General features: G+C 66.8%; 26 protein-coding genes. 20 read left to right on the top strand and 6 right to left on the bottom strand.

Features of this window, described 5'->3' with window-relative positions; genetic code table 11:
* On the top strand, positions 1–1929 hold the full coding sequence (locus DZC52_RS08240; protein ID WP_181918849.1) for a putative bifunctional diguanylate cyclase/phosphodiesterase: 1929 nt from the start codon (positions 1–3) through the stop codon (positions 1927–1929).
* On the opposite strand, the gene trhA is transcribed toward DZC52_RS08240, so the two are convergent.
* Positions 1898–2542, bottom strand: coding sequence for a PAQR family membrane homeostasis protein TrhA (gene trhA, locus DZC52_RS08235; protein ID WP_116650655.1), 645 nt, complete (start codon positions 2540–2542; stop codon positions 1898–1900). The genes DZC52_RS08240 and trhA overlap by 32 nt on opposite strands.
* A 110-nt stretch (positions 2543–2652) precedes the next feature.
* On the opposite strand from trhA, the gene DZC52_RS08230 reads away from it, so the two are divergent.
* Positions 2653–4512 (top strand): DUF885 domain-containing protein, encoded by a 1860-nt coding sequence (locus DZC52_RS08230; RefSeq protein ID WP_220338308.1) that lies wholly within the window; start codon positions 2653–2655, stop codon positions 4510–4512.
* An 85-nt stretch (positions 4513–4597) separates the two neighbouring features.
* Positions 4598–5794, top strand: coding sequence for a GGDEF domain-containing protein (locus tag DZC52_RS08225; RefSeq protein ID WP_116650654.1), 1197 nt, complete (start codon positions 4598–4600; stop codon positions 5792–5794).
* 5 nt (positions 5795–5799) lie between these two features.
* Here the strand turns inward: DZC52_RS08225 and DZC52_RS08220 are convergent, their stop codons facing one another.
* Entirely contained in the window at positions 5800–7158 is a 1359-nt protein-coding gene (locus DZC52_RS08220) for a phosphohexomutase domain-containing protein (protein ID WP_116650653.1), read from the bottom strand.
* Positions 7159–7288: 130 nt separating this feature from the next.
* Between DZC52_RS08220 and DZC52_RS08215 the strand changes: the two genes are divergently transcribed.
* Positions 7289–8428, top strand: a complete 1140-nt coding sequence (locus DZC52_RS08215; RefSeq protein ID WP_220338307.1) for an alkane 1-monooxygenase — start codon at positions 7289–7291, stop codon at positions 8426–8428.
* Between the two features lie 26 nt (positions 8429–8454).
* Here the strand turns inward: DZC52_RS08215 and DZC52_RS08210 are convergent, their stop codons facing one another.
* Positions 8455–9081 carry a response regulator transcription factor gene (locus tag DZC52_RS08210; RefSeq protein ID WP_116650651.1) on the bottom strand — a complete coding sequence of 209 codons (627 nt, stop codon included), beginning with the start codon at positions 9079–9081 and terminating at the stop codon, positions 8455–8457.
* A gap of 316 nt (positions 9082–9397) precedes the next feature.
* Between DZC52_RS08210 and DZC52_RS08205 the strand changes: the two genes are divergently transcribed.
* From DZC52_RS08205 to DZC52_RS08175, 7 genes are all read left to right on the top strand, one after another.
* Entirely contained in the window at positions 9398–10066 is a 669-nt protein-coding gene (locus DZC52_RS08205; protein ID WP_116650650.1) for a hypothetical protein, read from the top strand.
* 14 nt (positions 10067–10080) lie between these two features.
* A complete protein-coding gene (locus DZC52_RS08200) occupies positions 10081–10629 on the top strand; it encodes a GTP-binding protein (protein WP_116650690.1) in 549 nt (182 codons plus the stop codon).
* Positions 10626–11996, top strand: a complete 1371-nt coding sequence (locus DZC52_RS08195) for a phosphatase domain-containing putative toxin (RefSeq protein ID WP_116650649.1) — start codon at positions 10626–10628, stop codon at positions 11994–11996. The genes DZC52_RS08200 and DZC52_RS08195 overlap by 4 nt, the downstream gene beginning before the upstream one ends.
* A gap of 44 nt (positions 11997–12040) precedes the next feature.
* Complete coding sequence (locus DZC52_RS08190; RefSeq protein WP_116650648.1) at positions 12041–12448, top strand: hypothetical protein; 408 nt, start codon at positions 12041–12043, stop codon at positions 12446–12448.
* Positions 12449–12518: 70 nt separating this feature from the next.
* Positions 12519–12935: a roadblock/LC7 domain-containing protein gene (locus DZC52_RS08185; protein ID WP_220338306.1), complete on the top strand. Its 417-nt coding sequence runs from the start codon at positions 12519–12521 to the stop codon at positions 12933–12935.
* Positions 12936–12960: 25 nt separating this feature from the next.
* On the top strand, positions 12961–14553 hold the full coding sequence (locus tag DZC52_RS08180; protein ID WP_116650646.1) for a 2Fe-2S iron-sulfur cluster-binding protein: 1593 nt from the start codon (positions 12961–12963) through the stop codon (positions 14551–14553).
* 7 nt (positions 14554–14560) lie between these two features.
* Positions 14561–16369, top strand: coding sequence for an EAL domain-containing protein (locus tag DZC52_RS08175; RefSeq protein ID WP_181918848.1), 1809 nt, complete (start codon positions 14561–14563; stop codon positions 16367–16369).
* 86 nt (positions 16370–16455) lie between these two features.
* On the opposite strand, the gene DZC52_RS08170 is transcribed toward DZC52_RS08175, so the two are convergent.
* A complete protein-coding gene (locus tag DZC52_RS08170; RefSeq protein ID WP_116650644.1) occupies positions 16456–17190 on the bottom strand; it encodes an OmpW/AlkL family protein in 735 nt (244 codons plus the stop codon).
* Between the two features lie 363 nt (positions 17191–17553).
* Here DZC52_RS08170 and glyA point away from each other — a divergent pair, with 363 nt between their 5' ends.
* The 9 genes from glyA (at position 17554) to DZC52_RS08125 (ending at position 24670) form a co-directional block, all read left to right on the top strand.
* Positions 17554–18810, top strand: a complete 1257-nt coding sequence (gene glyA, locus DZC52_RS08165) for a serine hydroxymethyltransferase (RefSeq protein WP_116650643.1) — start codon at positions 17554–17556, stop codon at positions 18808–18810.
* A gap of 196 nt (positions 18811–19006) precedes the next feature.
* Entirely contained in the window at positions 19007–19513 is a 507-nt protein-coding gene (gene nrdR, locus DZC52_RS08160; protein WP_116650642.1) for a transcriptional regulator NrdR, read from the top strand.
* A gap of 24 nt (positions 19514–19537) precedes the next feature.
* Positions 19538–20611, top strand: a complete 1074-nt coding sequence (gene ribD, locus DZC52_RS08155) for a bifunctional diaminohydroxyphosphoribosylaminopyrimidine deaminase/5-amino-6-(5-phosphoribosylamino)uracil reductase RibD (RefSeq protein WP_116650641.1) — start codon at positions 19538–19540, stop codon at positions 20609–20611.
* Between the two features lie 10 nt (positions 20612–20621).
* Positions 20622–21218 (top strand): riboflavin synthase, encoded by a 597-nt coding sequence (locus DZC52_RS08150; RefSeq protein WP_116650640.1) that lies wholly within the window; start codon positions 20622–20624, stop codon positions 21216–21218.
* The gene (ribB, locus tag DZC52_RS08145) at positions 21215–22330 is read left to right on the top strand and encodes a 3,4-dihydroxy-2-butanone-4-phosphate synthase (RefSeq protein WP_116650639.1); all 1116 of its coding nucleotides are present in this window, start codon (positions 21215–21217) and stop codon (positions 22328–22330) included. Before DZC52_RS08150 ends, ribB begins: the two co-directional genes overlap by 4 nt.
* Positions 22327–22800 carry a 6,7-dimethyl-8-ribityllumazine synthase gene (gene ribH / locus DZC52_RS08140; RefSeq protein WP_220338305.1) on the top strand — a complete coding sequence of 158 codons (474 nt, stop codon included), beginning with the start codon at positions 22327–22329 and terminating at the stop codon, positions 22798–22800. Before ribB ends, ribH begins: the two co-directional genes overlap by 4 nt.
* Positions 22797–23258, top strand: coding sequence for a transcription antitermination factor NusB (gene nusB / locus DZC52_RS08135; RefSeq protein WP_116650637.1), 462 nt, complete (start codon positions 22797–22799; stop codon positions 23256–23258). Before ribH ends, nusB begins: the two co-directional genes overlap by 4 nt.
* A complete protein-coding gene (thiL, locus tag DZC52_RS08130) occupies positions 23251–24189 on the top strand; it encodes a thiamine-phosphate kinase (protein WP_116650636.1) in 939 nt (312 codons plus the stop codon). Before nusB ends, thiL begins: the two co-directional genes overlap by 8 nt.
* On the top strand, positions 24182–24670 hold the full coding sequence (locus tag DZC52_RS08125; protein ID WP_116650635.1) for a phosphatidylglycerophosphatase A family protein: 489 nt from the start codon (positions 24182–24184) through the stop codon (positions 24668–24670). Before thiL ends, DZC52_RS08125 begins: the two co-directional genes overlap by 8 nt.
* A 16-nt stretch (positions 24671–24686) precedes the next feature.
* On the opposite strand, the gene DZC52_RS08120 is transcribed toward DZC52_RS08125, so the two are convergent.
* The gene (locus DZC52_RS08120) at positions 24687–25061 is read right to left on the bottom strand and encodes a YraN family protein (protein ID WP_116650634.1); all 375 of its coding nucleotides are present in this window, start codon (positions 25059–25061) and stop codon (positions 24687–24689) included.
* On the bottom strand, positions 25039–26913 hold the full coding sequence (locus tag DZC52_RS08115) for a penicillin-binding protein activator (RefSeq protein ID WP_181918847.1): 1875 nt from the start codon (positions 26911–26913) through the stop codon (positions 25039–25041). The genes DZC52_RS08120 and DZC52_RS08115 overlap by 23 nt, the downstream gene beginning before the upstream one ends.
* Positions 26914–26982 lie beyond the last annotated feature (69 nt).

The raw sequence follows: 26982 nt of genomic DNA, 5'->3' as shown, positions 1-26982 counted from the left end.
ATGAAGCTCACTGGCAGCTATGCGCTGAAGGTGGCCCTGATCTACGCGGCCGCGGGCGCCTTGTGGATCTTCTTCTCCGACTCGGCCGTCGAGCAGTTGGCCGGGGATACCGCGCTGCTGACCACTTTTCAGACCTACAAGGGCTGGCTGTTCGTGCTGGCGAGCGCGGTGCTGGTCTTCTGGCTGAGCTGGCGGGCGCTCGGCGATCAGGAGGGCCTGATTCGCGAGCTCCGCCAGACCGCCGTCGTTTTCGAGCGAACCCACGAGGGTGTCGTCCTGACCGACCAGCGCAAGCGCATCGCATCCGCCAACCCGGCATTCGAGCGCATGGCCGGCCTGAGCCAGGACCGATTGGTGGGTCGCGACCTGGCCGGACTGCATTCGGCCCGTCACGACGATCGTTTCTTCGCGGACTTGGAGCGCTCGGTGGCCAATCGCGGTTACTGGAACGGCGAAATCTGGAACCGAAGCGCGGACGGCGCCGAGCGCCCGTTTCTGGCGACGGTGACCGACGTCGGCGTCGATCGCGGCGGCAACGAGCAGTATGCCTGGATCTTCACCGACATCAGCGAACTGAAACAGGCCCAGAAACGCCTGGAGCATCTGGCCTACTACGACCCGCTGACGGGCTTGCCCAACCGGCTGCATCTCCAGGACCAGCTGCGCCGACTGCTCGCCGTCGGCCGGCAGGGGGAAGAGCGAATCGCGGTACTGTTCATCGATCTCGACAATTTCCGCAACGTCAATGACAGTTTCGGGCATCCGATCGGAGACGACCTTCTGGTAATGGTGGCCCGGCGGCTGCGCGGCGGCCTGCCGATCGGTGCCGGGCTGGCGCACATGGGGGGTGACGAGTTCGTGATTCACCTGTCCGGACCGGATGCTCGGGACGGGGCGGCCGCTTGCGCGCGCAGGACCCTGGAAGCCATCGCGGAACCCTTCGTCCTGGCCAATCGCAGCGAGGTCTATGTCAGCGCCAGCATCGGAATCTGTGTATCTCCGGACGATGCTCATTCGGTCACGGAGCTGTTGCAGTTCGCCAACGCCGCGATGTATCAGGCCAAGCGCCGCGGCCGCAATACCTGGCAGCACTTCAATACCTCGATGGTGCAGTCGGCAAGCAAGCGTCTGCAGCTCGATGCCCGGTTGAGACATGCGCTCGACGCCGAGGAGTTCGAGTTGCACTATCAGCCAATCGTCGGAGCGAACCCGCAATATCACGTCTGCGGGGTCGAGGCCCTGGTTCGCTGGCGGTCTTCCGACGGTCGCCTGGTGATGCCTACGGAGTTCATCCGGGCCACGGAGGAAAGCGGTCTGATCGTGCCCCTCGGCGACTGGGTGCTCGAGCAGGCCTGCCGCCAGGCGGCCGAATGGCACCGTGGCGGAATCGAGGGCGTACCCGTTTCGGTCAATCTCTCGGCGCGCCAGTTCCAGACGGGCCGCATCGCCGAAACCGTCGAGAAGATTCTGGAGCGTTCCGGTCTGCCGGCCGGTCTGTTGACCCTCGAGATCACCGAGTCGATGCTGATGGAGCAGGTGCAGGCGGGACAGGACGTGCTGCGCCGATTGCGCGCGATGGGCGTGCACATCTCGCTGGACGATTTCGGAACGGGGTATTCGTCGCTTTCATACGTCAAGAAGTTCGACCTCGATACGCTCAAGATCGATCGTTCGTTCATTCTCGACCTGGCCGGGCGGGATTCCGACCGCGATCTCGTGGCGGCCATCATCAGCATGGCGCGCTGCCTGAGGCTCAAGGTGGTGGCCGAAGGGGTGGAGGAGCTCGAGCAGCTCGACATTCTCACCCAGATGGACTGCGACAGCTTCCAGGGACATTTCTTCAGCCGTGCGCTGCCCCCAGGCGAGGTGCCGGGAATCGTCGAGGCGCTCGGCCGGATCAGGCCGGATGTGCAATCATCTGGGCGGTGACGGCGACGAAATGACAAACGCTGCCGGCCAGCACGAACAGGTGCCAGATGGCGTGAGCGAAGCGAACCCGTTCGTTGTGGTAGAAGATCGTGCCGGCGGTATAGAGTACGCCGCCGAGCACCAGCCAGGACATCGCGGTTGTCGTCAGGACCTGGCTGAGCGGCGCCAGCGCGATCACCACCAGCCAACCCATGCCCACGTAGGTGGCCGTGGAAAGCAAGCGAAAGCGGCCCGTGAAGAACACCTTGAAGATCACGCCGACAACGGCCAGTCCCCAGACGACACCGAACAGGGACCAGCCCCAGCCGCCCTTGAGGGCGGCGATGGTGAAAGGCGTGTAGGTGCCGGCGATGAGAAGGAAGATGGCGCAGTGGTCGAGGACTTTCAGCCGCGCCTTCCATACCGGGTGGCGCGCGGCATGGTAGAGGGTCGAGGCCGTGTAGAGCAGCGTCAGCGAGGCCACGAATACCGAGACGCTGACGACTTCGCGCGCGCCGGCGTAGACCGCCGCCAGGGTAATCAGCACGGCACCGGCGCCGACGCTGAGAATCGCCCCGAGGCCGTGAGTCAGCGCATTGAGCAACTCTTCGCGGTGGTGTTCGATGCGGCTCATAAGCCGGAATATAGGACCTGCAAGGCGCTACTGCAAGCCCGATCCGGTGCGCCGCGCCCCGGGATTGGGGTACGATCGGACGTTTGGCACCAAGACCCGGAACAGACTCGATGACCGTGATGAACCGCTTGCTGGCAATTGCCTTCATGCTCGCCCTGCTTGCCGCCTGCTCCGAATCGCCGGCGCCCGAGGCCGCCGACGAGAGCGAACCGCCCCCGCAGCCCGCCGCCGCGGAGCCGGCCGAGGCGACCGGTCCTTCCGCTTCCGATGAGGCCGGGGTGGCCGCCTTCGATGCTTTCGTCGATTCCCTGATCGACGACCTGCTGCGCCGCTCGCCCGAGTGGGCCATCTACGAAGGCCGCTACGAGAACGCCGGGGAGGTGTCCATCCCCGATGCCGAACATCGTCGCGAAGAACTGGCCTTCATCGGCGACGCCCTCGAGCGCCTCGAGGGATTCGATCGAGAGGCCCTGCCGGTCGACCGCCGGACCGACTATGACCTGCTCGAGAACCGGCTCGAGTCGTCGCGCTTCTACATCCAGACGCTCAGGCCCTGGGAATGGCAGCCATCGAACTACAACGTGGCCGGCCCACTGAGCATTCTTCTGAATACGGAGTTCGCGCCCTTGCCGGAGCGACTGGCACTGATCCGGGATCGGCTCGAGCAGGTGCCGGCCTACTACGACGCCGCACGTAACAGCCTGGGCACGCCGACGCTCGAGCACACCGAACTGGCCATCAGCCAGAACCGGGGCGGGCTGAGCGTTCTGGCCGACATCCGGGAAAAGGCGGCCGGGGCCGACATCGATGAAGCGCTTTCGAGCTCGCTGGCGGAGGCCGCCGACGGCGCCGAATCGGCCATCAACGACTGGGTGCGCTGGCTGGAAGGGCGCCTGGAAGAGCTCCGGGCCTCGGGCAACGCGCGCTCCTTCCGCCTGGGCGAGGCGCTCTACGAGCAGAAATTCGCCTACGACATCCAGGCCGATTTCTCCGCCGAAGAACTGTATCGCCGCGCCCAGGCCGAGAAGGACCGGCTCCTCGAGGAAATGGATGGTTACACCAAGGAACTCTGGCCGCAGTACTTCGCCGAAGAGCCCATGCCCGAAGCGCGGCTCGAGCGCATCGGACGGATGATCGACCGGCTATCGGAGGAGCATGTCGCCGTCGGGGATTTCGTCGAGGAAATCCGCCGCCAGATGCCGCAGCTTGCCGAGTTCGTACGCCAGAACGATCTGCTCGACCAGGACCCGGACAAGCCCCTGGTCGTGCGCGAGACCCCGGAATACATGCGCGGAACCGGCGCCATCGCTTCGGTCAGCGCGCCGGGGCCGTTCAACCCCGAAGCCGAGACCTACTACAACGTCACGCCGCTGGAGACTTACGGTGAAGAGCAGGCGGCCAGCTACCTGCGCGAGTACAACGACTGGATGCTGCAGATCCTCAATATCCACGAGGGTATTCCCGGTCACTACACGCAGCTGCTTCACGCCAACAAGTCGCCGAGCCTGGTCAAGAGCCTGTTCGGCAATGGGGCGATGGTCGAAGGCTGGGCCGTCTATTCCGAGCGCATGATGCTCGAGGAAGGCTGGGGCGATCACGAGCCGGAACTGTGGCTGATGCACGGCAAGTGGCTGCTGCGCGTCACGCACAACGCCATCCTCGACCATGCTGTTCACGTGCGGGGCATGGAGCGGGACGAGGCCGTGCGGATGATGCAGGAAGAAGCCTTCCAGGAAACCTCGGAGGCAACCCAGAAATGGCGTCGGCTGACCTTGAGTCAGGTGCAACTGACTTCCTACTACGCCGGCTATGCCGCGATCATGGACCTGCGCGAGCGCCTCAGGGCCGAGCAGGGCGACGAGTTCGATCTCAAGGCATTCCACAATCAGTTCCTCAGCTACGGTTCGTCGCCGGTCGATACGATCAGTGCGCTGATGACGGGTGAGGAGCAGACATCGGCAGTCGATTGAGGCTGCCCAGGAGGCCGGCCGTTGCGCTCGCGCGGCTGGATTCTCGACAAGAACACAGCGAGCTGAGACTCGGGGGAGGGGAGACATGCCGAGCTTGGATGCCTATACGCTTGCCGTAACGTCGGCGCTGGCGGCCCTGTTCATGGCCATCACCATGGGCGGGATCTTCCTGGCCGGCAATCGCGAGCATGCCATTGCCGACTGGGCTCTGGCAGGGGTGCTGTTTTGCCTGGGACACATGCTCGGCAACCTGGCCATGGCCGGGACCGTCGTCATCGATCTTCGCACCACCATCGCGCTGGGCAATACCTCCATCTTCCTGGCCTATGGCCTGATCCTGGTGGGCATTCAGGAGCACCTCGGGCACAGGCGTTCCGGCGCCATGATTCTTGCGATGGCCCTGGCCATTCTCGCCGCCGGACTTTTCTGGCCCGGAATGTATGCCAACACCAGTAGCCGTGTCGGACTGCTGGCCACGGTCTACATGGGCCTGGCCATCGCCTGCACTTTCATGCTCTGGCGAGCCGAGGACAGAATGCTGGCCGGCTATCGCAAGGCGGTGGCGCTGGTCATCCTGGGCAACGCCGTGCTTTTGAGCCTGCGCGCGGTCTACATCGCGCTCGGACGCGGCGAGTCGGCCGAGCCGGGCGGCGTCAACGTGATGGTGCCCGCCTTCCTGTCCTCGATGGTGTTCTACATGGCCCTGAACGTCGCGCTGGCCCTGCTGCTGTTCCGCAGGAAGGAGGCGCACCTGAGGCACATGGCCCGGCACGATGCGCTGACGGGGCTGCTCAACCGCTATTCGCTCGAGGAATACGCTGCGCGTGAGATGGCGCGCGTCGATCGCAGCGATCACCAGCTCTCGGTGGTGTTGCTCGACCTCGACAACTTCAAGCGCATCAACGACGAGCACGGGCATGCAGCCGGCGACCGGGTCCTGGTCGAAGCGGCCGACCGCGTCCGCGAGATGATTCGCGAGGGCGACATCGCCTTCCGGGTCGGCGGCGAGGAGTTCCTCGTCCTGCTGCCCGGCGCCGACGGCCGGGAAGCGGCGCGCATTGCAGATCGCCTTCGCCGCTCCCTGGCCGACGGCCCCTTCCGCTACCGCAGTACCGAGATCCGGGTGTCGACCAGCGTGGGCGTGGTGGCCTACGACCCGGTGCACGACAACTGGGAAAGCCTGCAGCGCCGCGCCGACCAGGCGCTCTACCGCGCCAAGGACGGCGGCCGCAATCGCGTCGAACTGGCGCCCGACCGTGCGAGCTCGCCCGGGGCGGCCTGAGCCCGTCAGCCGATCAGGGTGCGCAGGAGCTCGGTCTTGTCGGCCAGCAGGTCTTCGTCGGCACGTGTTTCGACGTTGAGCCGGATCACCGGCTCGGTATTCGAAGCGCGTAGGTTGAATCGCCAGGCGTCGAACGCCAGGCTGATGCCGTCGGTGCGGTCGATCTTCGGATCGTCGGGCGCGAAGTGCTGCAGGACCCGGTCCATGACGGCCTGGGGGTCGTCGACCGTGAAGTTGATTTCGCCGCTGCACGGAAAGGCCCGGATGCGTTCGTCGACCAGCTCGGCCAGCGACTTTCCGGTCGTGGCGATTCGCTCGAGCAGCAGCAGCCACGGGATCATTCCCGAGTCGCAGTAGCTGAAATCCCGAAAGTAGTGGTGGGCCGACATTTCCCCGCCGTACAGGGCATTCTCCGAGCGCATGCGCTCCTTGATGAAGGCGTGACCGCTCTTGTTGACCAGCGCGGTGCCGCCCGCGTCGGCCACTTCGGCGAGCGTGTTCCAGGTCAGCCTCGGATCCAGCACGATCTTCTCGCCGGGTGATTTCTCCAGCAGCTGTCGAGCGAACAGCCCGACCAGGTAGTAGCCCTCGACGAAGCGCCCCGTGTGATCGAAGAAGAAACAGCGGTCGAAGTCGCCGTCCCAGGCGATGCCCAGGTCGGCGCCCGCTTCGACAACGGCGCGGGCGGTTTCCTCGCGGTTCTCCGGCAGCAGGGGATTGGGCACGCCGTTGGGAAACCGCCCGTCGGGTTCGTGGTGGAGCCGCGTGACCGACAGGGGCAGCCCTTCGGCGATCGCGTCGAAGGCGGGCCCCGCGCAGCCGTTGCCGGCGTTGACGACGACCCTCGCGCTGCCCAGGCGTTCGGTATCGACGAAGGCTCGGACGCGTTCGACGTATTCGTCGAACACCGACAGTCGGCGGTGTTCACCGGGCTGTTCGACGGTGACCGGTTCCAGGCCCTCGGCGAGCAGTGCCTCCATTTCCTTCAGCCCCGTGTCGGCGCTGATGGGAATGGCCTGTTCGCGAACCAGTTTCATGCCGTTGTAGTCGGCCGGATTGTGGCTGGCGGTGATCATGATGCCGCCTCCCATGCCGTCCATCGAAGCAGCGTGGTAGACGACCTCGGTGCCGCACAAACCGATGTCGCGCGTGTCGACGCCGGCGCGGTTGAGGCCGCGCGCCAGGGCGGCGGCCAGGGACTGGCTGGTCAGGCGCATGTCGAAGCCGATCGCAACCGGACCGTCGGGCTGGATCACCCGGGCGAAGGCCTGGCCGATCAGGAAGGCTCTTTCCTCGTCCAGTTGGTCGGGCACGCGCCCGCGGATGTCGTAGGCCTTGAACGGCGAGTTCTCGAGAGTCTGCATAGTTCATTACTGCCGGGATGAGCTACGGGGGCAATCGTAACCCATGCCGTCGCGACGCGACATCAAATTGGAAAGCGTCGAGCGCTTTGTCTAGAATGGAATGCCTACTGGTCGCTTCGGAGGCCGGCTCGTGCTGACCCGGACTTTCCACTACGTCGACGGCGACGGGCGGCCCGGCAGCTACACCGACCGCAAACGCCATCTCTGGCTTCTGTCGGTGGTCTATCCGCTCTCGCCCGTATTCGCCGTCGCGCTCCATGCGCTCACCGGCCGGGATTGGATGCTGGCCTTTCCCCTGGTGTTCGGCTACGTCGTGGTGCCGATGCTTGACGCCCTGTTCGGCGAGGACCGCAGCAATCCGCCCGAGCAGACCGTTCCCGAACTGGAAAACGACCGCTACTATCGCCTCCTCACCTGGCTGACCGTTCCGCTGCACGTCGTCTCGCTGGTCGTCGCCGCTTTCTGGGCCGCGACCCAGGGGCTGGGCCCCGCGGCATGGATCACGCTCGCGCTGGTGGCGGGCATGGCTTCCGGTCTGGCAGTCAACACCGCCCACGAAATGGGCCACAAGCACACGCGCATCGAGCAGTGGCTGAGCCGCCTGGCCCTGGCCGTGCCCGCCTACGGGCATTTCACCGTTGAGCACAATTTCGGACACCACAGGCACGTGGCCACGCCCGAGGATTGCGCCAGTGCACGGATGAACGAATCGATCTACCGGTTTGCACTTCGCGAAATGCCCGGCGGTGTCTTCCGGGCCTGGCGGATCGAGCGCCGGCGCCTCGCCCGCCGCGGCCGGAGTGCCTGGAGCCCGCAAAACACCATCCTGCAGTCCTGGCTGATGACCTTGCTGCTCCAGGTGGGGCTTGTGATGGCGCTCGGCTGGACGACCCTGGCGTTCCTGTTCATCCACAACCTGTTCGCCTGGTTCCAGCTGACCAGCGCCAATTACGTCGAACACTATGGTCTGCTCCGGCGAAAGGACGAAGCGGGCACTTACGAGCGTTGCCGGCCGCACCATTCCTGGAACAGCAATCACGTGTTCTCCAACCTGCTGCTGTTCCACCTGGAGCGCCACTCCGACCACCACGCCAATCCCAACCGTCGCTACCAGTCCCTGCGGCATTTCGAAGACCTGCCCCAGCTGCCGACCGGCTACTTCGGCATGTTCGTGCTGGCTTACCTGCCGCCGCTGTGGTTTCGCGTGATGAACCGTCGGCTTCTGGGCCTGCCGCATATCGCCGGTGATCTTGCGAAGGTAAATCGCTGAGTCGATCGTCGAGTCGATCTGCCCGGTTAGCGCCCCTCGACCCAGTTGATGGCCGCGTGCAGCAATTCACGACTGTTGTTCACGTTCAGCTTCCGCTTGATGTTGGCACAATGCGCCTCGATGGTCTTCGGGCTGACGTTGAGCAGATCGCTGATCTCCTGGTTGGTCTGCAACGAGCCGAGCAGGCGGAAAACTTCCGACTCGCGCCGGGTGAGGAGAAGATGTCTCGGTTTCAGACTGTGGGGCAGCGGGCAGTCCCGGCAGCCTCCCTCCGACAGGTTGCGCCGTTCACAGTCGATCATGAGGCTCAGGTAGTACTTCAGCCGGGACTCGGGGGCGCGGGCGGGAAAGAAGCCGCAGGGTAGATCCTCTTCGACCGGCAGATTGGTGCCGGCGTGACGCCACTCCGAAATCAGCACGATCTTGGGCGGGTTTTCCTGCTCGGACAGCGCGCGCTCGAGCTGCGGCGCAAGCTCCGTGTCCAGGACCAGGATGTTGATTCTCCCGGCCGCCATGGCCGCTGTCGCTTCAGCCACGGAGTGTTGGTGAACAAGCACATCGTCACGGGCCAGCTCGACCACGACCTGCTCGACGCCGCGCGCGAAGATCTGGCTGTTGATGAGAATCGATACCTCGATCGGCGGCTCTTTCATGCAGCGCTGCTTGGAACCCGGGATTAGAAAGGCCGCATATCATTACACGCCCCCTTGTGAAAGGAAAATCGGGGGTTCCCCTATAGACAGTCAATTAAGGGCTCCCCGATGATAGGAGGCAGCTATCAAAAGGGGATTGGTTCTGCATGTTTCGGAAGATCTCCGTTCTTTCGTTTACTCGCCCTCGGCGCGGGGCTCCCGTGGCCGAGCCCAGGCGGCCACGGTTGCCCTTGTTCGGGAGCCGCGGTGAATCGGGCGGGCGGTTCAGGGCCAGACCCGCGTGAAGCCGACAACTGCATCCATCGGGGGAAGACCTATGCCGCACATCGGAAGCAGCGCCGACGGGACGACCACGAATCCAGGGGCGGGCCGCAGGGCGATCGCCAATGTGCCGCGCTTCGCCGCGCATCAATGCCTGCTGGGGCCGATTCGGGAGTGTCTGGATTCCGGCGGGAAGAGCTGCCTGAAAGTGCCCGGAAAGGGACATCTGTGGCTTGACGGCGAGGCCGGGCTGTATCGCAGCGAGATGGATTCACCGGCCGAATTCTACTGCGCCGGGCCCGCCGAACTGGTACGTGCGGGGGACACTGCGCCGCCGGCGCGGCTGGTCGCCCGACCGGCTGACGAGGTCCTCTACCTGGCGGCATGGCACGCCCGGAAGGATGCCTTGCTCGACGAGTGTCAGCCCTTCGATGTCGTGCAGTTGCGTTGTTGGCCCAATTTCACGCGGCTACCCCATACGCGCTACCTGTTGCCGCTGTCTTCTCTGCTTTCGAGGCGGCCGTCCAGCCTGTCCTTCGCATTTCGCATGTTGCGCGTTCCCGAGGCCGACGCGCTGCGCTTCTACAGCGCGGCCATGGCGGCCGGGTACCTGCGCGTGATCAGCTCGCAGCCGGTGACATCCTCCGGCGTGGATGAGTCCCCATCAGGTGATCGCTCCGGCAGTTTCTGGTCGCGGCTGTTCGATCGGATCTCGGGGCTCTGAGGATGGGTGGCCAGATGCACAAGATCCTGTTCGCCGGGCCGGTCGGGGCAGGCAAAACAACTGCCATCGCTTCGGTAAGCGATACCCCGGTCGTGGCGACGGATACGCGCGCCAGCGACGAAGTCCAGGAAAGAAAGCAGCGCACTACGGTTGCCATGGACTACGGGACCCTGAAAGTGGATCCGAAGTTGACGGTACAGCTGCTCGGAACGCCCGGGCAGGTGCGATTCAGTTTCATGTGGGAGATCCTCTCGCAGGGCGCCATCGGCCTGATCCTGCTGATCGATCACGCGCGACCCGATCCGCTCGGGGATCTGCGCTACTACATCGAGGCGTTTCGCGGCCTCCTCGACAAGCCCGGGGCGGCCGCCGTGCTCGGCGTGACCCGTTGCGACCTGAGCCCTGCGCCTGGCATCGACCGCTATCGTGAAGCGCTCGCCGAGATTGGCTACCGCATGCCCGTCTTCGAAGTGGACGCGCGTGAACGCGACGACGTCAAGGTCGCCCTGCTGGCCCTGGCTGCGGAGCTCAGTCCCCAGACTCGCCGGCGTCAATCGGCATGACTTCGGGAATGCGTGCCGGGTCAGGCAAGGTCCCCGTCCTCTGGCTCGAAGGTTTCGGGGCCGGCTTCGGTGATCGCGTGGTGCTCGCCGAAGTCGATTTCGAGCTCCCCGCCCGCGGCCTGGTCGCCCTGATGGGGCCGACCGGCGTGGGCAAGTCCACGCTGCTGCGGGCGGTGTGCGGGCTGGCGCAGCAGAACGCCAGCTTCAAGACCTGGGGTGAAATGCGTTACCAGGGCCTGATGCCGGGCGAGGCCGGGTGGCCGCGGCTGGTGATGCAGGACGCTCGCCTGCTCGTCTCGACGGTTCTCGAGAACCTGGCCGGCGGATTGCCGGACCGGTCGCGCCTCACCTTGCCGCAACAGCGCCAGGCCCTGACGCGGGCGCTGGAGGAGTTCGACTGCAGCCGGTTCATGGATTGCCTGGAACGGCCGGTCGTCGAACTGTCGCTGGCCGACCAGCGCCTGATCGCCATCCTGCGACACGTGCTTGCCCGCCCGGGCCTGCTTTGCGTGGACGAACCGACCGTCGGTCTCGACGAGGAAGGCGCCGGTCGTGTCCTGACCCTGCTTGCGGCCTGTGCCCGTCAGCGCCCGGTCCTGATGGCCACCCACCACCAGGCTCAGGCCCGTGAACACGCCGACGTCGTCGCCCTGCTGGTCAGCGGCCGCATCCACGAGTGTTCGACCGCGCGTGAGTTCTTCCGCGGTCCGCGCTCGAGGGAAGGCCGCTCCTTCGTCGAGCTCGGGACCTGTCCGAGCCCCAGCCCGGACATCGATCCCGCCGTGCTCGACGAGGATACGCCGCTCCCGCCCCCGCTGCCCGAGCAGGCGCGCCAGGCAATGAGCGCATGGGCCGGTCCACGGGGATTCGTCTGGCTCGACCCCGGGCGCCTGGCGGGCACGCCGCGGCCGGGCGTGGTCCAGGACATCGAGCAGGATCTCGACGCCCTGGTCCGCGTCGGTGTGACGCGTTTGCTGACCCTGCTGGAGGCTCCCCTCGATTGTGAAGAGGCCCTTGCCGAGCGGGGGCTCCAGGCCATGCACATCCCGGTCGACGACATGACCGCTCCGACCGTGACCCAGGCCATCACGCTATGCCGCCAGATCTGGCGCTGGCTCCGCCAGGGAGAGGTCGTCGCGGTGCACTGTCACGCGGGCCACGGCCGGACCGGGACGGCGCTCGCGGCTTATCGCATCTGGCAGGGGCTGTCGGCCGTCGAGGCCATCGACAGCCTGCGGGCAATCGAGCGCCGCTGGATCCAGTCGCGCGAGCAAATCGAGTTTCTCGAGCGTTTCGAGCAGTTCATGCAGGCCTCCGGGCACCGGCCGACGCACGGCCCGGAGCTGCGCGATCCGGTGTCTTCCTGACGCCTTCACCATTAAACAAGAACCCAACCCAAGGAGGAAAACCCATGTCGGATTTCGATTCAGCCCTTCAGCAGGCCGTACAGACAATTCCCGAGTGCCTGGCAGCCGGCTACGTGGATCTCGAGTCGGGGATGCTGATCGGCATCAAGACCGTCGATTCGCACCCCGACGAAGTCATGGACATGCTGGCGGCGGCGACCGCCGAGATGTTCCAGGGGCCCAATGTCGTCGCCATCGAGCGGATCTTCAAGAAAGCACGTGGCGTGGAAGACGACGGCTCGCACTATTTCCAGGAGATGATCGTCAACAGCGACAACCTGATCCACTTCTTCATGCGGGCCAAGAGTGCTGCAGACCAGGTTGCCTGTTTCGTCTGCCGGCGTTCGGCCAACCTGGGCATGGTCGTGACCAAGGCCCGGCAGGCCATGTCGGCCGTCGAAGCGGCGGCGTGAAGCGGATTCTCGGGGCCGGCGTCGCCGGCCCCGTGTTCGTCTTCGACTGGCCCGCTTCGGGAGGAGCCACTTGAACCAGCAATCATTCAATCCGGAGTCCCAGCGGGAGCACCCGCATGCGTCCCGCATCCGGTCGGTCCTGCGCGCCTTGATGGGCGCTACCGGCGGCAGCGTCAACGCGGCCGCTGCCATCACCAGCGACGGCATGGTGATCGCGTCGGTGCTGCAGCCCGGTGTCGACCCGGACCGTTTCGCCGCGATGTCGGCCTCGTTGCTGGCCCTGGCCGAGCGCGAGATCGACGAAATCCAGCGCGGCGACCTCAGGCAGCTGCTGATCGAAGGCACCAGGGGCGCGGTGTTGCTGGTGCAGGCGGGCGACGACGCGGTGCTGGCCGTATCCACCGAGCCCGGCGCGCTGATGGGCAAGGTCTTTCTCGAAGCCCGGCGCGCCGCCGGCGAAATGAAGACCTGCCTGGAGCCGACCTGAGGCGATTGCCTCGGGAAGGACACCCATGGAAGTACAGTTTCGGCAACACCGGGTCGCGCTGCGGGAGGGGGAAACCGTCCTGGCTGGTCTGCTCAGGCAGGGCTTGCCCGTTCGCTATTCCTGTCGCGCGGGATCCTGCCACGCCTGCTTGATGCGCGCGAGCGACGGTCGCGTGCCGGCCGAGGCGCAGAAGGGACTGAAAGCCGATCTCGTTCGTCAGGGCTTCTTTCTGCCTTGTCGCTGCATTCCGGAGGAGCCCCTCAGGATCGACCAGTTCGAAGCGGACCCACCGGTCGCTTCGCTGCCCGTGATCGAGACGTTCATGCTCGCCGAGGACATTCGCTGTATCCGCCTGCCGGCCGATCGGGCCGTCGACCCGCTGCCCGGGCAGCATATCGGCATCGTCGGTCCGGACGGTCACCCGCGTCGTTATTCCGTCGCCAGCCTGCCGCGCCGCGACGGCCACCTCGAACTTCACGTTCGGAAGGTTCCCGGAGGACGAGTCAGCGGCTGGCTGGTCGACGACCTGCGCGCCGGCGACCGGCTCGATGTGCTGCCGCCGGGTGGTGCGATGGTTCACGATCGCGACGCGATGGACGGGGCGCTCCTGCTGGTGGCAACCGGCACCGGGCTCGCGCCGATGATACCGATCCTTCGGGAGGCGCTCGCCGGCCCGGAGACTCGTCCCGTCTGGCTCCTGCACGGCGCCCAGGGACCGGAAGGGCTGTACGCCGACGCCTGGCTGAGGACGCTGGATGCCACCCACCCGCTGTTCCATTACCGGGCCTGCTGCTCGCGGCAAGGGCACTCGAAGGGTTGCTTCCCGGGTCGGGTGACCGACTGGCTGATGCAGTACTGGCCGTCGCTCGGCACCCCGTCGGTTCGCGTGGCCGGCCGCCCCGGCATGGTCGAGGCGGTGGTCGAATTCTGCCGGCGCCAGGTCGACGGGGCCTCGCTCGATGTCCTGGCCGATCCCTTTCACCCTCACGGCGAGCTCCCGCCGGTTGCAGGCGATCGGGGCGGGCAGGGACGCCGCGCGCCGCCGCCGGATCCCGAACTTTGGGCGCGGCTGGGCAACGGACGCATCCTGCGCGAGGTGCTTCGGGACTTCTACGACCTGGCTTTCGAGGATGAACGCCTGGGCCCCTATTTCGCCGGCGTGACGCGGCAGCGGCTAAGAGAGAAGCAGTACTCGTTCCTGCGCAGCCTGATGCTCGGGCGCCGCGACTACATGGGCCAGCGTCCCCGGAATGCACATCACTGGATGGTGATCTCCGACGATCTCTTCGACTACCGCATCCGCCTGCTCGAGGGCTGCATGCGCGACCACGGTCTGACCGACGAGTGGATCGGCAGGTGGCATGTCTACGAGGCCTTCTTCCGTGCCGACATCGTCAAGGCCGAACCGTTGCCGCGCCAGGTCGGCGGGCGCGAGGTCGTCCAGCAAGGCACCGAGGAGGCGCGACTCGAAGACGGCGGAGTCTGCGACGGCTGCGGACGCATCATCGAGTGTGGCGAGCGCGTGCGATTCCATCTTCGCCTGGGGGCGGTCTATTGCCTGGCCTGCAGCCGCCGCGACCCTTCCGGCGACACCGGCCGCGACGGCTCGGCCGTTTGAGGGCGCCATGCGGTTCAGCGACCTGGATCTGGTGCAGTCGGTCCCGATGCGATCATGGCGGGCGCTGACCGAGATCGACACGGTGGCCTTCCTGCACGTGGACCTGGAGGGACGGATCCAGCATGCCAACGCGGGCGTGGCGCGCGTGCTCGGGTACCGCCCCGAGGAAATCATCGGACGTGAACTGGAGATGCTGCTTCCCGAGGCCGCGCGATCGGATCACGCGCAGTTCTTCTCGGGCTACGTGCGCGGCCGCGTCGCCGGGGAGGTGCGCCGTTCCCCAATCGTGCGCCGAACCCGGCATTTTCCGCGCTCGCGGGCCGGTAATCGCAGCGGTGAGTTGCGGTTCTCGGCGATGCACCGCGACGGTCACGAAGTCCCCATCTCACTGACCGTCAACGAGGTGCGAACGCGGGCGGCCGAACTGACCGGCTTCGTGGGCCTGATCGTCGACTGCACCGAACAGCAGGTGCTGCAGGACCGGATTCACCGACAGGCTCTGTACGACGAGGCCACCGGCCTGCTCAACTGGCGCGGCTTGCACGAGGTGGCGGTCGACATCGACCGGGACCGGCGGCGTTCGGGGAGTGACGGTGCATTCTCTCTCCTGCACATCGCGGTCGATCATTTCTCCTCGCTCGCGTTCAACTGCAAGGCCGTGGCCGACCATGCCCTGAAGGTGACCGCGCGCTGGCTCGGGCGGCGAGTCGAGGTCGCCTCCCTGCCGGGTGTGTCGCACCTTGCGCGCGCCCCGGGCGAGACGCAGTTCCTGATTTACCTCGCCGGCTGCGGTCCGGCCGGTGCGCTCGAACTGGCCGAAGCGCTCCGACGGGACTTTCGAGCCATCAACCTGGGGACCGAGGTCGAACCCTTCCAGACCAGCCTGAGCATCGGTGTTGCCAGTCCGCGGCCCGGAATGACCCTCGACTACGCCATGTCGCGGGCCGCCCACGCCTGTCAGCAAGCCCAGCTGCACGGGCATGACCGGGTCGTGTGTCTCGATCCCCGTGACGTGGAGGTCTACGAGCTGGGGCTGGTCATCCGCCAGGCCATGCAGTGCGATCGCATCGAGATCCATGCCCAGCGACTGGTGCCGCTGCACCCCTCGAGCGATGCAGGGCGGGACCGCGGCATCAGCTTCGAGGTCCTGTGCCGGCTCGCGGATCGCGGCGGCGTCGTCCAGGAGCCCTCTCGCGTCTTCCCGGCGGCCGAGAAGCTCGGTCTGTCACTGCAGCTGGACCTGCACGTGATCGGCCTCGTGCTGGATACGCTCGAGCGCCACTCCGACGTGCACGACGAGATCGCGATCTGTTCGATCAACCTCTCCGGACTTTCGCTTTCGAGCCAGCAGCTTCTGGCGGGTATTCATCGACTGATGGCCGACCGGTCCGTATCGCCCGGCAAGCTCTGTTTCGAGATCACCGAGAGCGCCCGGCTCAGCGACCATGAAACGGCGCTGCGCAATGTCCTGGGGCTGCGCGATCTGGGTTGCCGCATTGCGCTCGACGACTTCGGCAGCGGGTACTCCAACTTCCAGAGCCTGACGAACTGGCCGATCGACATCGTCAAGATCGATGGCAGTTATGTCCGTCGCCTGCTGGACGGTGGGGCGATGACAGTCGACGTCGAGGGCATGGTCGCATCGGCGCGAGCGCGCGGCGTGAGGATCGTGGCGGAGTACGTGGAGAACGAGGCGGTCACCACCGCGTTGAGGCGCATGGGGGTGAGCTATGCGCAGGGCTTCCACTTCCATCGCGGCGAGCGCCTGACGCAGTTGCTTGCCGACATCGGCCGGCTCCGCTCATCGCAGGGCTGAAGGGCCGGGGCGGGCCGACGGCCTGCCGGAGACGAAAAGAAGGGACCGGCCCGCCGGCCGGCCCCCTCCGGGCTTGCAGTTCCGGATCAGAAGCGCAGGCCGATCGCCGTCGAGAAGACCCAGGGGTCGATGTCGGCGCTGATGCGGCTGTTGAGGTCGACCTCGAATCCGCCGCCGTCGACGGTGGTGGTATTCAGTTCGGCGTCGGCCTCGATGTCGATCCAGCGAAGGTCGAAGTTGAGGAACCAGGCATCGTTGAGTGCGACGTCCGCGCCCAGCTGCAGCGCGATGCCGAAGGAGTCGTCGATCGACATGTCGGTGCTGCCGCCGGAATAGTCGGTGCCGAGCGCTGCGTTGGACGTACCGATGATGCCCTGGTGCAGGGATTCGGTGGTGCGCTCGTCGAAGAACTTGGTGTAGTTCAGGCCCACGCCGGCGTAGGGGCGGAAGGTCTGGTCAGGGCGGAAGTGGTACTGCAGGCTCAGCGTCGGCGGCAGGTGCTTGGTGCTGCCCAGCTTGCCCAGCGCCGACAGGGCGCCGTCGCCTTCCACGCTGTGGTCGAACGGCCAGGCGGCGAGAAGTTCAACGCCCAGGTTGTCGGTGGCCATGTAGGTGAAATTGATGATCGGGCGCGTGTTGTCGTCGACGTCGATCCGGTAGTCGGCCAGTTCGATGCCTTCGAACACGAGGTTGGAACTGTCGACGTCGGGCGAGACGTAACCGACGCCCAGCCGGACCAGCCAGTCGCCCTGGGACTGCGCCAGCGCGTTGAAGGAGAACAGGGCCAGTGTGGCCGTGAGCAGAATCTTCTTGTGGTTCATTTGCGTGCCTCCATCGGGGCGGTTAGGGGTGTGTTGTTGGAGCGCAGTCTAGGGCCTGGCAGGGGCGGTAGAGTTGACCGGAATCAAGTTCTGCATTGGCGCTTGCGGGCGCAGTTTCTATCGGGGGTTCGATCGGGGTGTTGTGCTGTTCTTGAGTGGATGGCGCTTGGTTTCAGGTTTCAGGTTTCAGGTTTCAGGGAAAGACGGGTTCCGGGTTCGGGCGGCGCGTCTGCCCATGGCGGGGCGGCTGCGCCGCGGTAGGCCGGGCCGCCGTCTTCCCCGAATCCCGAACCGTCCCAAAGGCCGAGATCCAAGCGCTTGGTGCTACCATTACGGGGTTATTCAACGCGGAATCGACGAACCATGTTCGACAAGTCATTCACCATCGCCGGATTCGACGAGGAACTGGCCTCCGCCATGCGCTCCGAGGAGCAGCGACAGGAGGATCACATCGAGCTGATCGCCTCGGAGAACTACGCCAGTCCGCGCGTGATGGAAGCGCAGGGTTCGGTGCTGACCAACAAGTACGCCGAGGGTTACCCGGGCAAGCGCTACTACGGCGGTTGCGAGTTCGTCGACATCGCCGAAAACCTCGCCATTGAGCGCGTCAAGAAGCTGTTCGGCGCCGGCTATGCCAACGTGCAGCCGCACTCGGGATCGCAGGCCAACCAGGCCGTGTACATGGCGCTGCTACAGCCGGGCGACACGATCCTGGGCATGGACCTGTCCGAGGGCGGTCACCTGACCCACGGCGCCAAGGTCAATTTTTCGGGCAAGTTGTTCAACGCCGTTCATTACGGCCTTGATCGCGACTCGGGCGAGATCGACTACGAGCGGATGGCCGAGCTGGCCCGGGAGCACAAGCCGAAGATGCTCATCGGCGGCTTCTCGGCGTATTCCCGTGTGGTCGACTGGAAGCGCATGCGCGAGATTGCCGATGAAGTGGGCGCCTGGTTCATGGTCGACATGGCGCACATCGCGGGGCTGGTCGCCGCCGGCGTCTATCCCAATCCGGTACCGCACGCCCATGTGGTGACCTCGACCACGCACAAGACCCTGCGCGGCCCGCGCGGCGGCATCATCCTCGCATCGGGTGAGGACGAGTCCCTGGTCAAGAAATTCCAGTCCCTGGTCTTTCCGGGTTGCCAAGGCGGGCCGCTGATGCACGTGATCGCGGCCAAGGCGGTGGCCTTCAAGGAGGCCCTGGAGCCGGCGTTCCGCGATTACCAGCAGCGCGTGGTTGACAACGCCCGCGCCATGGCCGAAGTCCTCATGGAGCGTGGCTACAAGGTCGTCTCCGGCGGCTCGGACAACCACCTGTTCCTGATCGACCTGATCGACAAGGACATCACCGGCAAGGACGCCGAGGCCGCGCTGGGCCGGGCCAACATCACCGTCAACAAGAACACGGTACCCGGCGAGCCGCGCTCCCCCTTCGTGACCTCGGGCCTGCGCATCGGCACCCCGGCGTGTACGACCCGCGGGTTCACCGAAGACGACTGCCGCGAACTGGCCGGTCTGATCTGCGATGTGCTCGACAACATGGGCGATTCGTCCGTCGAACAGCGGGTCAAGGAGTCGGCCCTCGCACTGTGTCGCAAGTATCCGGTTTATGGGTAGTAAAGGATTCAGGTTTCAGGGTTCAGGTTTCAGGCGGCAGCCGTTGGCGCTGCGGGGCGGCTTCGCCGCGGGATGCCTTGGCCAACCTGAAAGCTGGCTGACGTTCCGGGCAGCACGGGAGTGTCGCGGCTCGACCGCCCCGCAGCGCCCGGAAGCCGCCGCCCTGAAACCTGAAACCTGAAACCTCCAGCCTTTTATGTGGTGCCCCTTCTGCAATCACACCGACACCCGCGTGGTCGACTCGCGGCTGGCTTCCGACGGTTTCCAGATTCGTCGGCGGCGCGAGTGCGCCGGGTGCGGGGCGCGCTTCAATACCCTCGAGACGCCGGCGCTGAAGGCGCCCAACGTGATCAAGGCCGACGGCTCGCGCGAGGCCTTCGACGAGGACAAGCTCCGGCGCGGGATGGTCAAGGCGCTCGAGAAGCGTCCGGTCGAGACCCAGCTGGTCGAGCGGGCCATCCGCAAGCTGGTCCGCGAGATTCGCACGCTCGAGGATCCGGAGATTTCCAGCCAGCAGCTGGGTGACTGGGTCGCCGCCGAGTTGTCCCATCTCGACCAGGTCGCTTACGTCCGATTCGCCTCGGTTTATCGCCGCTTCGAGGACGTGCAGGCCTTCCGCGAGGAGATCGAAAAGCTCGAGCGCGACAACCCGGGCGTCATCGATCGCCGCCAGATTTCGCTGCTGGATGAAGAAGACAAGTGAAACCTGAAACCTGAAACCTGACCCATGAGTTTCACCGCTGACGATCATCGTTTCATGGCCGAAGCCCTTCGCCTGGCCGAAAAGGGAGAGTTGACGGCCGATCCGAATCCGGCCGTCGGTTGCGTCATCGTCAATGACGGGGAAGTCGTGGGCCGCGGCTGGCACCGCGCCGCGGGCGAACCGCACGCCGAGACGCTCGCCCTCCAGGAAGCCGGTATCCGGGCGCGGGGAGCGGTGGCCTACGTGAGTCTCGAACCCTGCTCTCATCACGGCCGCACGCCGCCCTGCGCGAACGCCCTGGTCGAAGCCGGCGTGACGTCGGTGGTTTCGGCCATGCCCGATCCCGATGCCCGGGTGTCGGGCAGGGGACACGATATCCTCGCCCGCGCCGGGATCACCGTGCGCACCGGCCTGATGGAAGAGGCGGCCCGGGCGCTCAACCGCGGGTTCGTCAGCCGTCACGAGCGCGGCCGGCCCTGGGTTCGCGTCAAGCTGGCCGTCAGTCTCGACGGCTTCACCGCCGGTGCCGATGGCCGTTCGCAGTGGATCACGGGCGAGTCCGCCCGCGCCGACGTGCAGTCCTGGCGGGCCCGCGCCTCCTGCATCCTCACCGGCATTGGAACCGTGCTGGCCGACGACCCCCGGCTGAACGTTCGCCTGGGCGGTTTCGAGCGCCAGTTGACCCGCGTGGTGGTGGACTCCGACGGCCGGCTGCCGGAAGGCCTTCGCCTGACCACCTTGCCCGGACCGGTCATCGTGGCGTCCTGCGTTGCGCCGCGCGACATCGAGGGGGTGAGCTGGTGGCAGTTGCCGGCCGACCTGGCCGGCCGGGTCAGCCTGCCTGCCCTGATGGCGCGCCTGGCCGAACGTGACGTCAATACGGTGCACGTCGAGGCCGGCCCCACCTTGTCCGGGGCTCTGGTCGCCTCCGGTCTGGTCGACGAGCTGCTGGTCTACCAGGCGCCCTGCCTGATCGGCCGGGGCCGAGCGCTGCTCGAGTTGCCGGGGATGGAAAAATTCGAAGACCGCCTCCATCTAAACCTGATCGATCAGCGCCGCCTGGGTTCGGACTGGCGCTTTCTCTATCGACTCGCTTGAGATTTCAGTCATGTTCACCGGAATCGTCCAGGCCGTAGGAACGGTCAGCCGGATCACGCCCGCGCAATCGGGCTGCCGGATGCGCATCGATTGCCCCGAGCTCGGGCCCGCGGAATGGCGCACCGGCGACAGCGTGGCCGTGGCCGGCTGTTGCCTGACCGCATTGGACATCGACGAGCGGGGATTTTCCGCCGATCTTTCGGCCGAGACGCTCGATCGAACGAGCCTCGGGGCTCTCGCGACCGGCAACCCGGTCAACCTCGAGCCGGCCCTGGCGGTGGGCGACCGCCTCGGTGGGCATCTTGTCAGCGGACACGTCGACGGCCTTGCCGAAGTGATGTCGGTGCGGCCGGCCGGCGAGAGCCGGATATTCCGCTTTCGTGTCCCGCCCGAGCTGGCGCGCTTTGTCGCCGAGAAGGGTTCGGTCACGCTCGACGGGGTGAGCCTGACCGTCAATGCCGTTGAAGCGCGCGAGTTCGAGGTCAACCTGATTCCACACACCCTGGCCGTCACCACGCTGGGGCAACTCGAAGCCGGAGACCGCGTCAACCTGGAGGTCGATCTCCTGGCGCGCTACCTGGAACGGCTTACAGGAGTTCAAACATGAGTTTTGATTCGATCGAATCCATCCTCGAGGACATCGGTCAGGGCCGCATGGTGGTCATGCTCGACGACGAGGACCGTGAGAACGAAGGCGACCTGATCATGGCCGCCCCGCTGGTGCGGCCCGAGGACATCAATTTCATGGCGCGCTACGGTCGGGGCCTGATCTGCCTGTCGCTCACGCGCGAGCGCTGCCGGCAGCTGGGCCTGCAATTGATGGTGCGCGACACCGATCGCCACCACCAGACCAACTTCACCGTCTCGATCGAGGCGGCCACGGGTGTGACCACCGGCATTTCGGCCTACGACCGTGCGCATACCATCCGTACGGCAGTGGCGCCCGACGCCGGTCCCGACAGCCTGACCCAGCCCGGCCACGTGTTTCCCCTGATGGCCCAGCCGGGCGGCGTCCTGGCGCGCGCCGGGCACACCGAGGCGAGCATGGACCTTTCGCTGCTGGCGGGTTTCGAGCCGGCCGGCGTGCTCGTCGAGATCCTCAACGAGGACGGCACCATGGCCCGGCGGCCCGAGCTCGAGGAGTTCGCCCGGACCCACGGGCTGAAGATGGGCACCGTCGCCGACCTGATTCGCTACCGCATGAGCACCGAGCAGAACGTCGAGAGCGTGCACACCCAGACGGTGGGCACGGCGCACGGCGAGTTCCGGCTGCGGGTCTTCCGTGATCGCATCACGCATCGTCTCCACTGGGCGCTGATCCGCGGGGAGATCGATCCGGAAGAACCCTTCCCGGTGCGCGTCCACGTGCCGGAGTTGCTCGGCGACGTCATGGGCATTACCGAGCCGAGTTTCGGCATGCCGCTGGATGCGGCCCTGTCCGACATCGCACGCCGCGGCAAGGGCATGGCGCTCGTGCTGGGCTATGATGAGGACGACGCCGACCGGCTCGCCGGCCTGAAGAACGGCGGTACCGGCCCCGAGGGCGGCGAACGCAGCCAGGCGGCCAACGAGCTTCGCAGCTACGGCATTGCCGCACAGATCATCGCCGAGCTGGGCATTCGCCGCATGCAGGTATTCGGCGCGCCCAAGCGCCTGCACGCCCTCGACGGCTTCGGCCTCGAGGTGACCGACTACGTCGTTCCGGAAGGAGAGGGTTGAGCGACACCATGACCGAACAGCATCCCGCCTGCCCGGGCAGCCGCATCGCCGTGCTCGTTGCCCGTTTCAATCCCGAAGTCACCAACCTCATGCTGGCGGGCTGCCGCCAGGCCCTGCTCGACGCCGGCATGCGTGAGGCCGATATCGATGTGCATCCGGTTCCCGGTGCCTGGGAGTTGACCCTGGCGGCCCGGGAGCTGGCCGACACCGGCCGCTACGACGGCATCATCGCGCTGGGCGCGGTGGTCCGCGGGGAGACCGCCCACTTCGACTTCATTTCGGCCGAATGCGCCCGCGGTCTGCAGCAGACCATGCTCGAGACGGGCGTGCCCGTTGGCTTCGGCGTGCTCACGCCCGAGAACGGCGAGCAGGCGATGGAGCGAGCCGATCCCGAGCGCAAGAACAAGGGCCGCGAGGCGGCCATGGCCGTGCTGGACATGATCGATTTCAAGCGTCGGGTGACGGCATGAGCCGACGTCGGACCGTCAGCCCCTTCGAGCCCCGTCGCCGGGCGCGCCGACGCGCGCTCCAGGCGCTCTACCAGTGGCAGATCAACGACGACTCGGCCGCCGCCATCATCGACCAGTTCCGCGAGGAGCAGAACTTCGAGGGCGTCGACGAAAGCTATTTCCAGACTCTCGTGCGCGAGGTGGTGGCCAATCGTGAAGCGCTCGACGAAGCGCTCCGGCCGCACGTAACGCGGGTCGACGCCAGTCTCGACCAGATGGAGCGCGTGATCCTTCGCCTGGGCGCCTGTGAGCTGATCCACCATCCCGAAACGCCCTATCGGGTGATCATCGACGAGGCCGTGGAGCTCGCTCACCGCTTCGGCGCCGAGCAGGCGCACACCTTCGTCAACGGCGTGCTCGACCGCCTGGCTCGCGAGACGCGCCAGGCCGAGCGCGACCTCGACCCCGGTGATGGGTGAGTTCGAGCTGATCGAACGCATCCGCTCGCGCGCCGCGCCCGGCAGCGGCGTGGTGGTCGGAATCGGCGACGACGCCGCCGTACTCGCCCCCACGCCCGGCTGTGAACTGGTCGTCACCACCGATTCGATCGTGCTCGATCGTCATTTCACGGCCGACTGGCCGGGCAGCAATGTCGGGCAGCTGGCCGCGCAGGCCAACCTGAGCGATCTGGCCGCCATGGGCGCGAGCCCGCGCTGGGCGCTGCTTGCCCTGACCCTGCCTGCCATCGACGAAGCCTGGATCGACGCTTTTCTCGACGGCTTCCTGGCGGCCGCCGGCTCGGCCGGCATGACCCTGGTGGGCGGTAACCTGGCACGCGGTCCCCTCAACATCGGTGTCCACCTGGTGGGCGAGGTTCCCGCGGGCCAGGCGGTGACGCGTTGCGGCGCGCGTCCCGGGGACCGCATCGCGGTCACCGGCACCGTCGGCGATGCGGCCGCGGCGCTGAGCCTGGGAGAAGCAGCATCCCCGGAGCTGCTCGATCGGCTTCGTCGCCCGCGGGCCCGGCTGCAGGCCGGCGAGACCCTGAGAAGCAGCGCGCGCGCCATGATCGATCTTTCCGACGGTTTGCTGGCCGACCTGGCCCACCTGCTCGCGCCCGGGCAGGGTGCCGAGCTGGATCTCGATGCGCTGCCGGCCTCGGCGGCCCTGCTCGAAGCCGTGGCCGATCCGGTCGAGCGCTGGCGGCTGCAGACCGGTGGCGGCAGCGACTACGAACTGCTGGTCGTCCTGCCGCCGGACGCGGATCTCGACGCGCTGTCGAAAGCCGGCGGCGTGGCGCTGACCGCCATCGGGCGGGTCGTCGAAGGGCAGGGTGTGGCCTGCCGGTCCGCGACGCGCGCGGTGCCCGCCGGACTCGGACGCGGTTGGGATCATTTCGACGATGACTGATCGGGCCCGCACCCGCGAAATCGCCCTGAAGTCGGCCGACGGCCTGCTGGCCTTCGGCTTCGGCAGCGGTCTTTCCCCCATTGCGCCGGGCACCGCCGGAAGCCTGGCGGCGGTGCCGCTGGCCCTGCCGTTGCTGCTGCTTCCGATGCCCGCGGCGCTGCTCGTCATCGCGACGGCCTTTGCCTTCGGCGTCTGGATCTGCGGCCGGGTGGGGCGTCGCCTGGGCGTGCACGATCACAGCGGTATCGTCTTCGACGAGTTCGTCGGCCTGTGGCTGATCCTGGTTTGCATCCCCGCTCACTGGGCGTGGTGGCTCGCGGCCTTCGTCGTCTTCCGGATTTTCGACGCAGCCAAACCCTGGCCCATCGGCTGGTTCGACAAGCGCATTCATGGCGGACTGGGGGTGATGCTCGACGACCTGCTGGCGGCCGGCGTCTCCCTGGCCTGCCTGCTCGCCGCACAGGCTTTCCTCGGCGGCTGACGGCCGTCGCAGGAATTCAGCCGGGCAGCTCGAAGGCGCCCGGAATCCAGCGCAGACGGCCCTCCTCGCCGTCGATTCCGACCACGTCGAAACGGCAGGCGTGTTCCTGCCACTGCGGGTGAGCCATCAGGAAATGGCGGGCGGCGGTTGCCAGCTTTCGTTGTTTGCGCTCGTCGACGCTGTCGATGCTGTCGACGCGGGCGCCCGGTCCGCGCAGGCGCACCTCGACGAAGGCCAGGACCTCGGTGTCGCTCGGGTTAGGGTCGAGCATGACCAGGTCGATCTCGCCCGAGCGGCACTGGTAGTTGCGCTCGACGAGTCTCAGGCCCCGATCGATCAGGAAGTCCTCGGCCCGCTGCTCGCCCTGCTCACCGCGGTGTCGTCGGTGCATGCTCGAATTCGATCGGTCGTGCGCGCCCGCCCTCGATCCGGACGATCGGCAGGTCGCGCTGTATGACGTGCCCGTCGGGCAGGCTCAGCCGCCCCATCATGCCGGGCAGGGTCAGGGTCGGGTCGGTGCGCATCATCGACAGCCAGGGCAGCAGCGCGATGGCATCGCGGCCGAGGGCATGCAGGCGCGACAGCGTCGCGTTGTCGAGGCCCGCGTAGAGCGATGCGGCGCGGTCGCGAACCGCGCCGGCAGCGGTGAAGTCCAGGAACCAGGGGGGCATCGGCGTGGTGATGCCGTCGAGGTCGCGGTCGCGTTCGGGGCGCGGCGCGCCGTCGACGATGTAGGAAGTCGCCATCAGGGTCAGGTCGCCGGCGTCGAAGAACTCGAGCTGCGGGCGCAGCAGGCGCCCGTCGGTGGCGCGTGCACCCAGGAAGATCACGTCGGCGTCGGTGCGCCGCTGGGCGACGGACTCCACCTCGTCGCCGAGCAGCCCGGCGACGCGATCGATGCGCGCCTCGGAGCGATCGACCTCGAGTACTTCCTTCAGCAGCGTGGAGTGGTCCGGCAGCTCCGGATCGTAGATGCGGTCGGCCAGGACCTGGCCACCACCGAGGGTGAAGGTCTCGATGAAGGCGTCGGCGACGCGTTCGCCCCAATCGGAGTACTGCGAGAGCACCAGCGCGCGGCGCCGGCCGGTGGCCAGTGCATGGATGGCGGCCAGCTCGGCCTCCGTTTCCGGGGGCAGCGCCAGGGCAGCCATCTCTCCGCCCGCTTCGGCCAGGCGGCCGATTTCGTCGGGCAGGTTGAGCAGCAGGGTGGGGATCACGCCGGCGTCGGGCAGTTCCGCCAGGGCCTGCGCCTTGCGGCGGTCGAGCGGCCCGATCAGGAAGTCGGTGCCGTTCTCGCGCGCATCGAACCAGGCCGCCAGGACGTCGGCCGGTTCGGGGCCGATGTAACGGAAATCCAGTTCCGGACGCTGTTGCGGGGGCAACCCCAGCCATCCGGCCATGAGCCCCTCGCGCAGGGCTTCGCCCGGACGATGCAGGGCGGTGTCGGCGGCGGGGAGCAGAACGGTGATCCGGTCGGGCATGGGCCGCGTCTGTCGCCAGGCGGCGATCCAGCGTCGCGCCTCCTCGGCGCCGTAGTCGAGTTCGGGCCAGCGCCGCTCCCAGGACGCCAGGGCCTCGCCGAGTTCGGGATCGTCGAGCAGATTTTCGCGGGCGCTGATGACCAGGTCCAGCCAGGGCAGCAGCCGGGGCTGGTCGCCGACCTGGTAGAGCACCCGTTCGAGATCGGAGACCGGGAATTCCAGCATCAGCGAGAGTGCGGTGTCGCCGCCGAAGTCCGGTTCCCCGACAGCTTCCCGCAGCGCAGTCAGGGCGCCGCGCACCGGTCGGGATTCGAGCTCGAGCAGCCGGGCTTCGAGCGTGGCGTGACGGCGCTCCAGGTCGCCCGGCAGGCGGCCGGCGGTGCTCGCCAGCAGCCAGCCGGCGTTCGCCAGGTCGCCGCGGCGCATCGCCAGCTCGGCCTGCGCCAGGTCGAGGCGGACGAGATCATCGTCGGCCAGCGTGGCAGTGTCGATGCGGCCCAGGGCGAGTTCGGCCTCTTCCAGGCGATCGGCGGCCAGCCAGGCCTCGGCGGCCCGGATCATCAGGCGGTCGCCGGCCAGCGGCCGGGTCAGGGCCTCCTGTTCGAAGGCGAGGGCGGCGTCCTCGTGGTCGCCGGCGGCCAGCATGCCTTCGATGCGGGCGATATCTTCGTCACCGGCGACACCGGAGCGCGTGCCGGGACCGGAGGGGGCGCAGGCAGCCAGCAGGGCCAACGCGACAAGCAGGGCAAGCGTTCTTTTCATTCGGCGAATGATAAAGGAAGCTCCGGCCGATTGCGCACGGCAGCGAGTTTGCCATGGCGCGAACGCGAC

Source organism: Wenzhouxiangella sediminis, from assembly GCF_003410055.1.
GTDB lineage: Bacteria > Pseudomonadota > Gammaproteobacteria > Xanthomonadales > Wenzhouxiangellaceae > Wenzhouxiangella > Wenzhouxiangella sediminis.
This window is presented reverse-complemented; position numbering and strand designations above follow the sequence as displayed.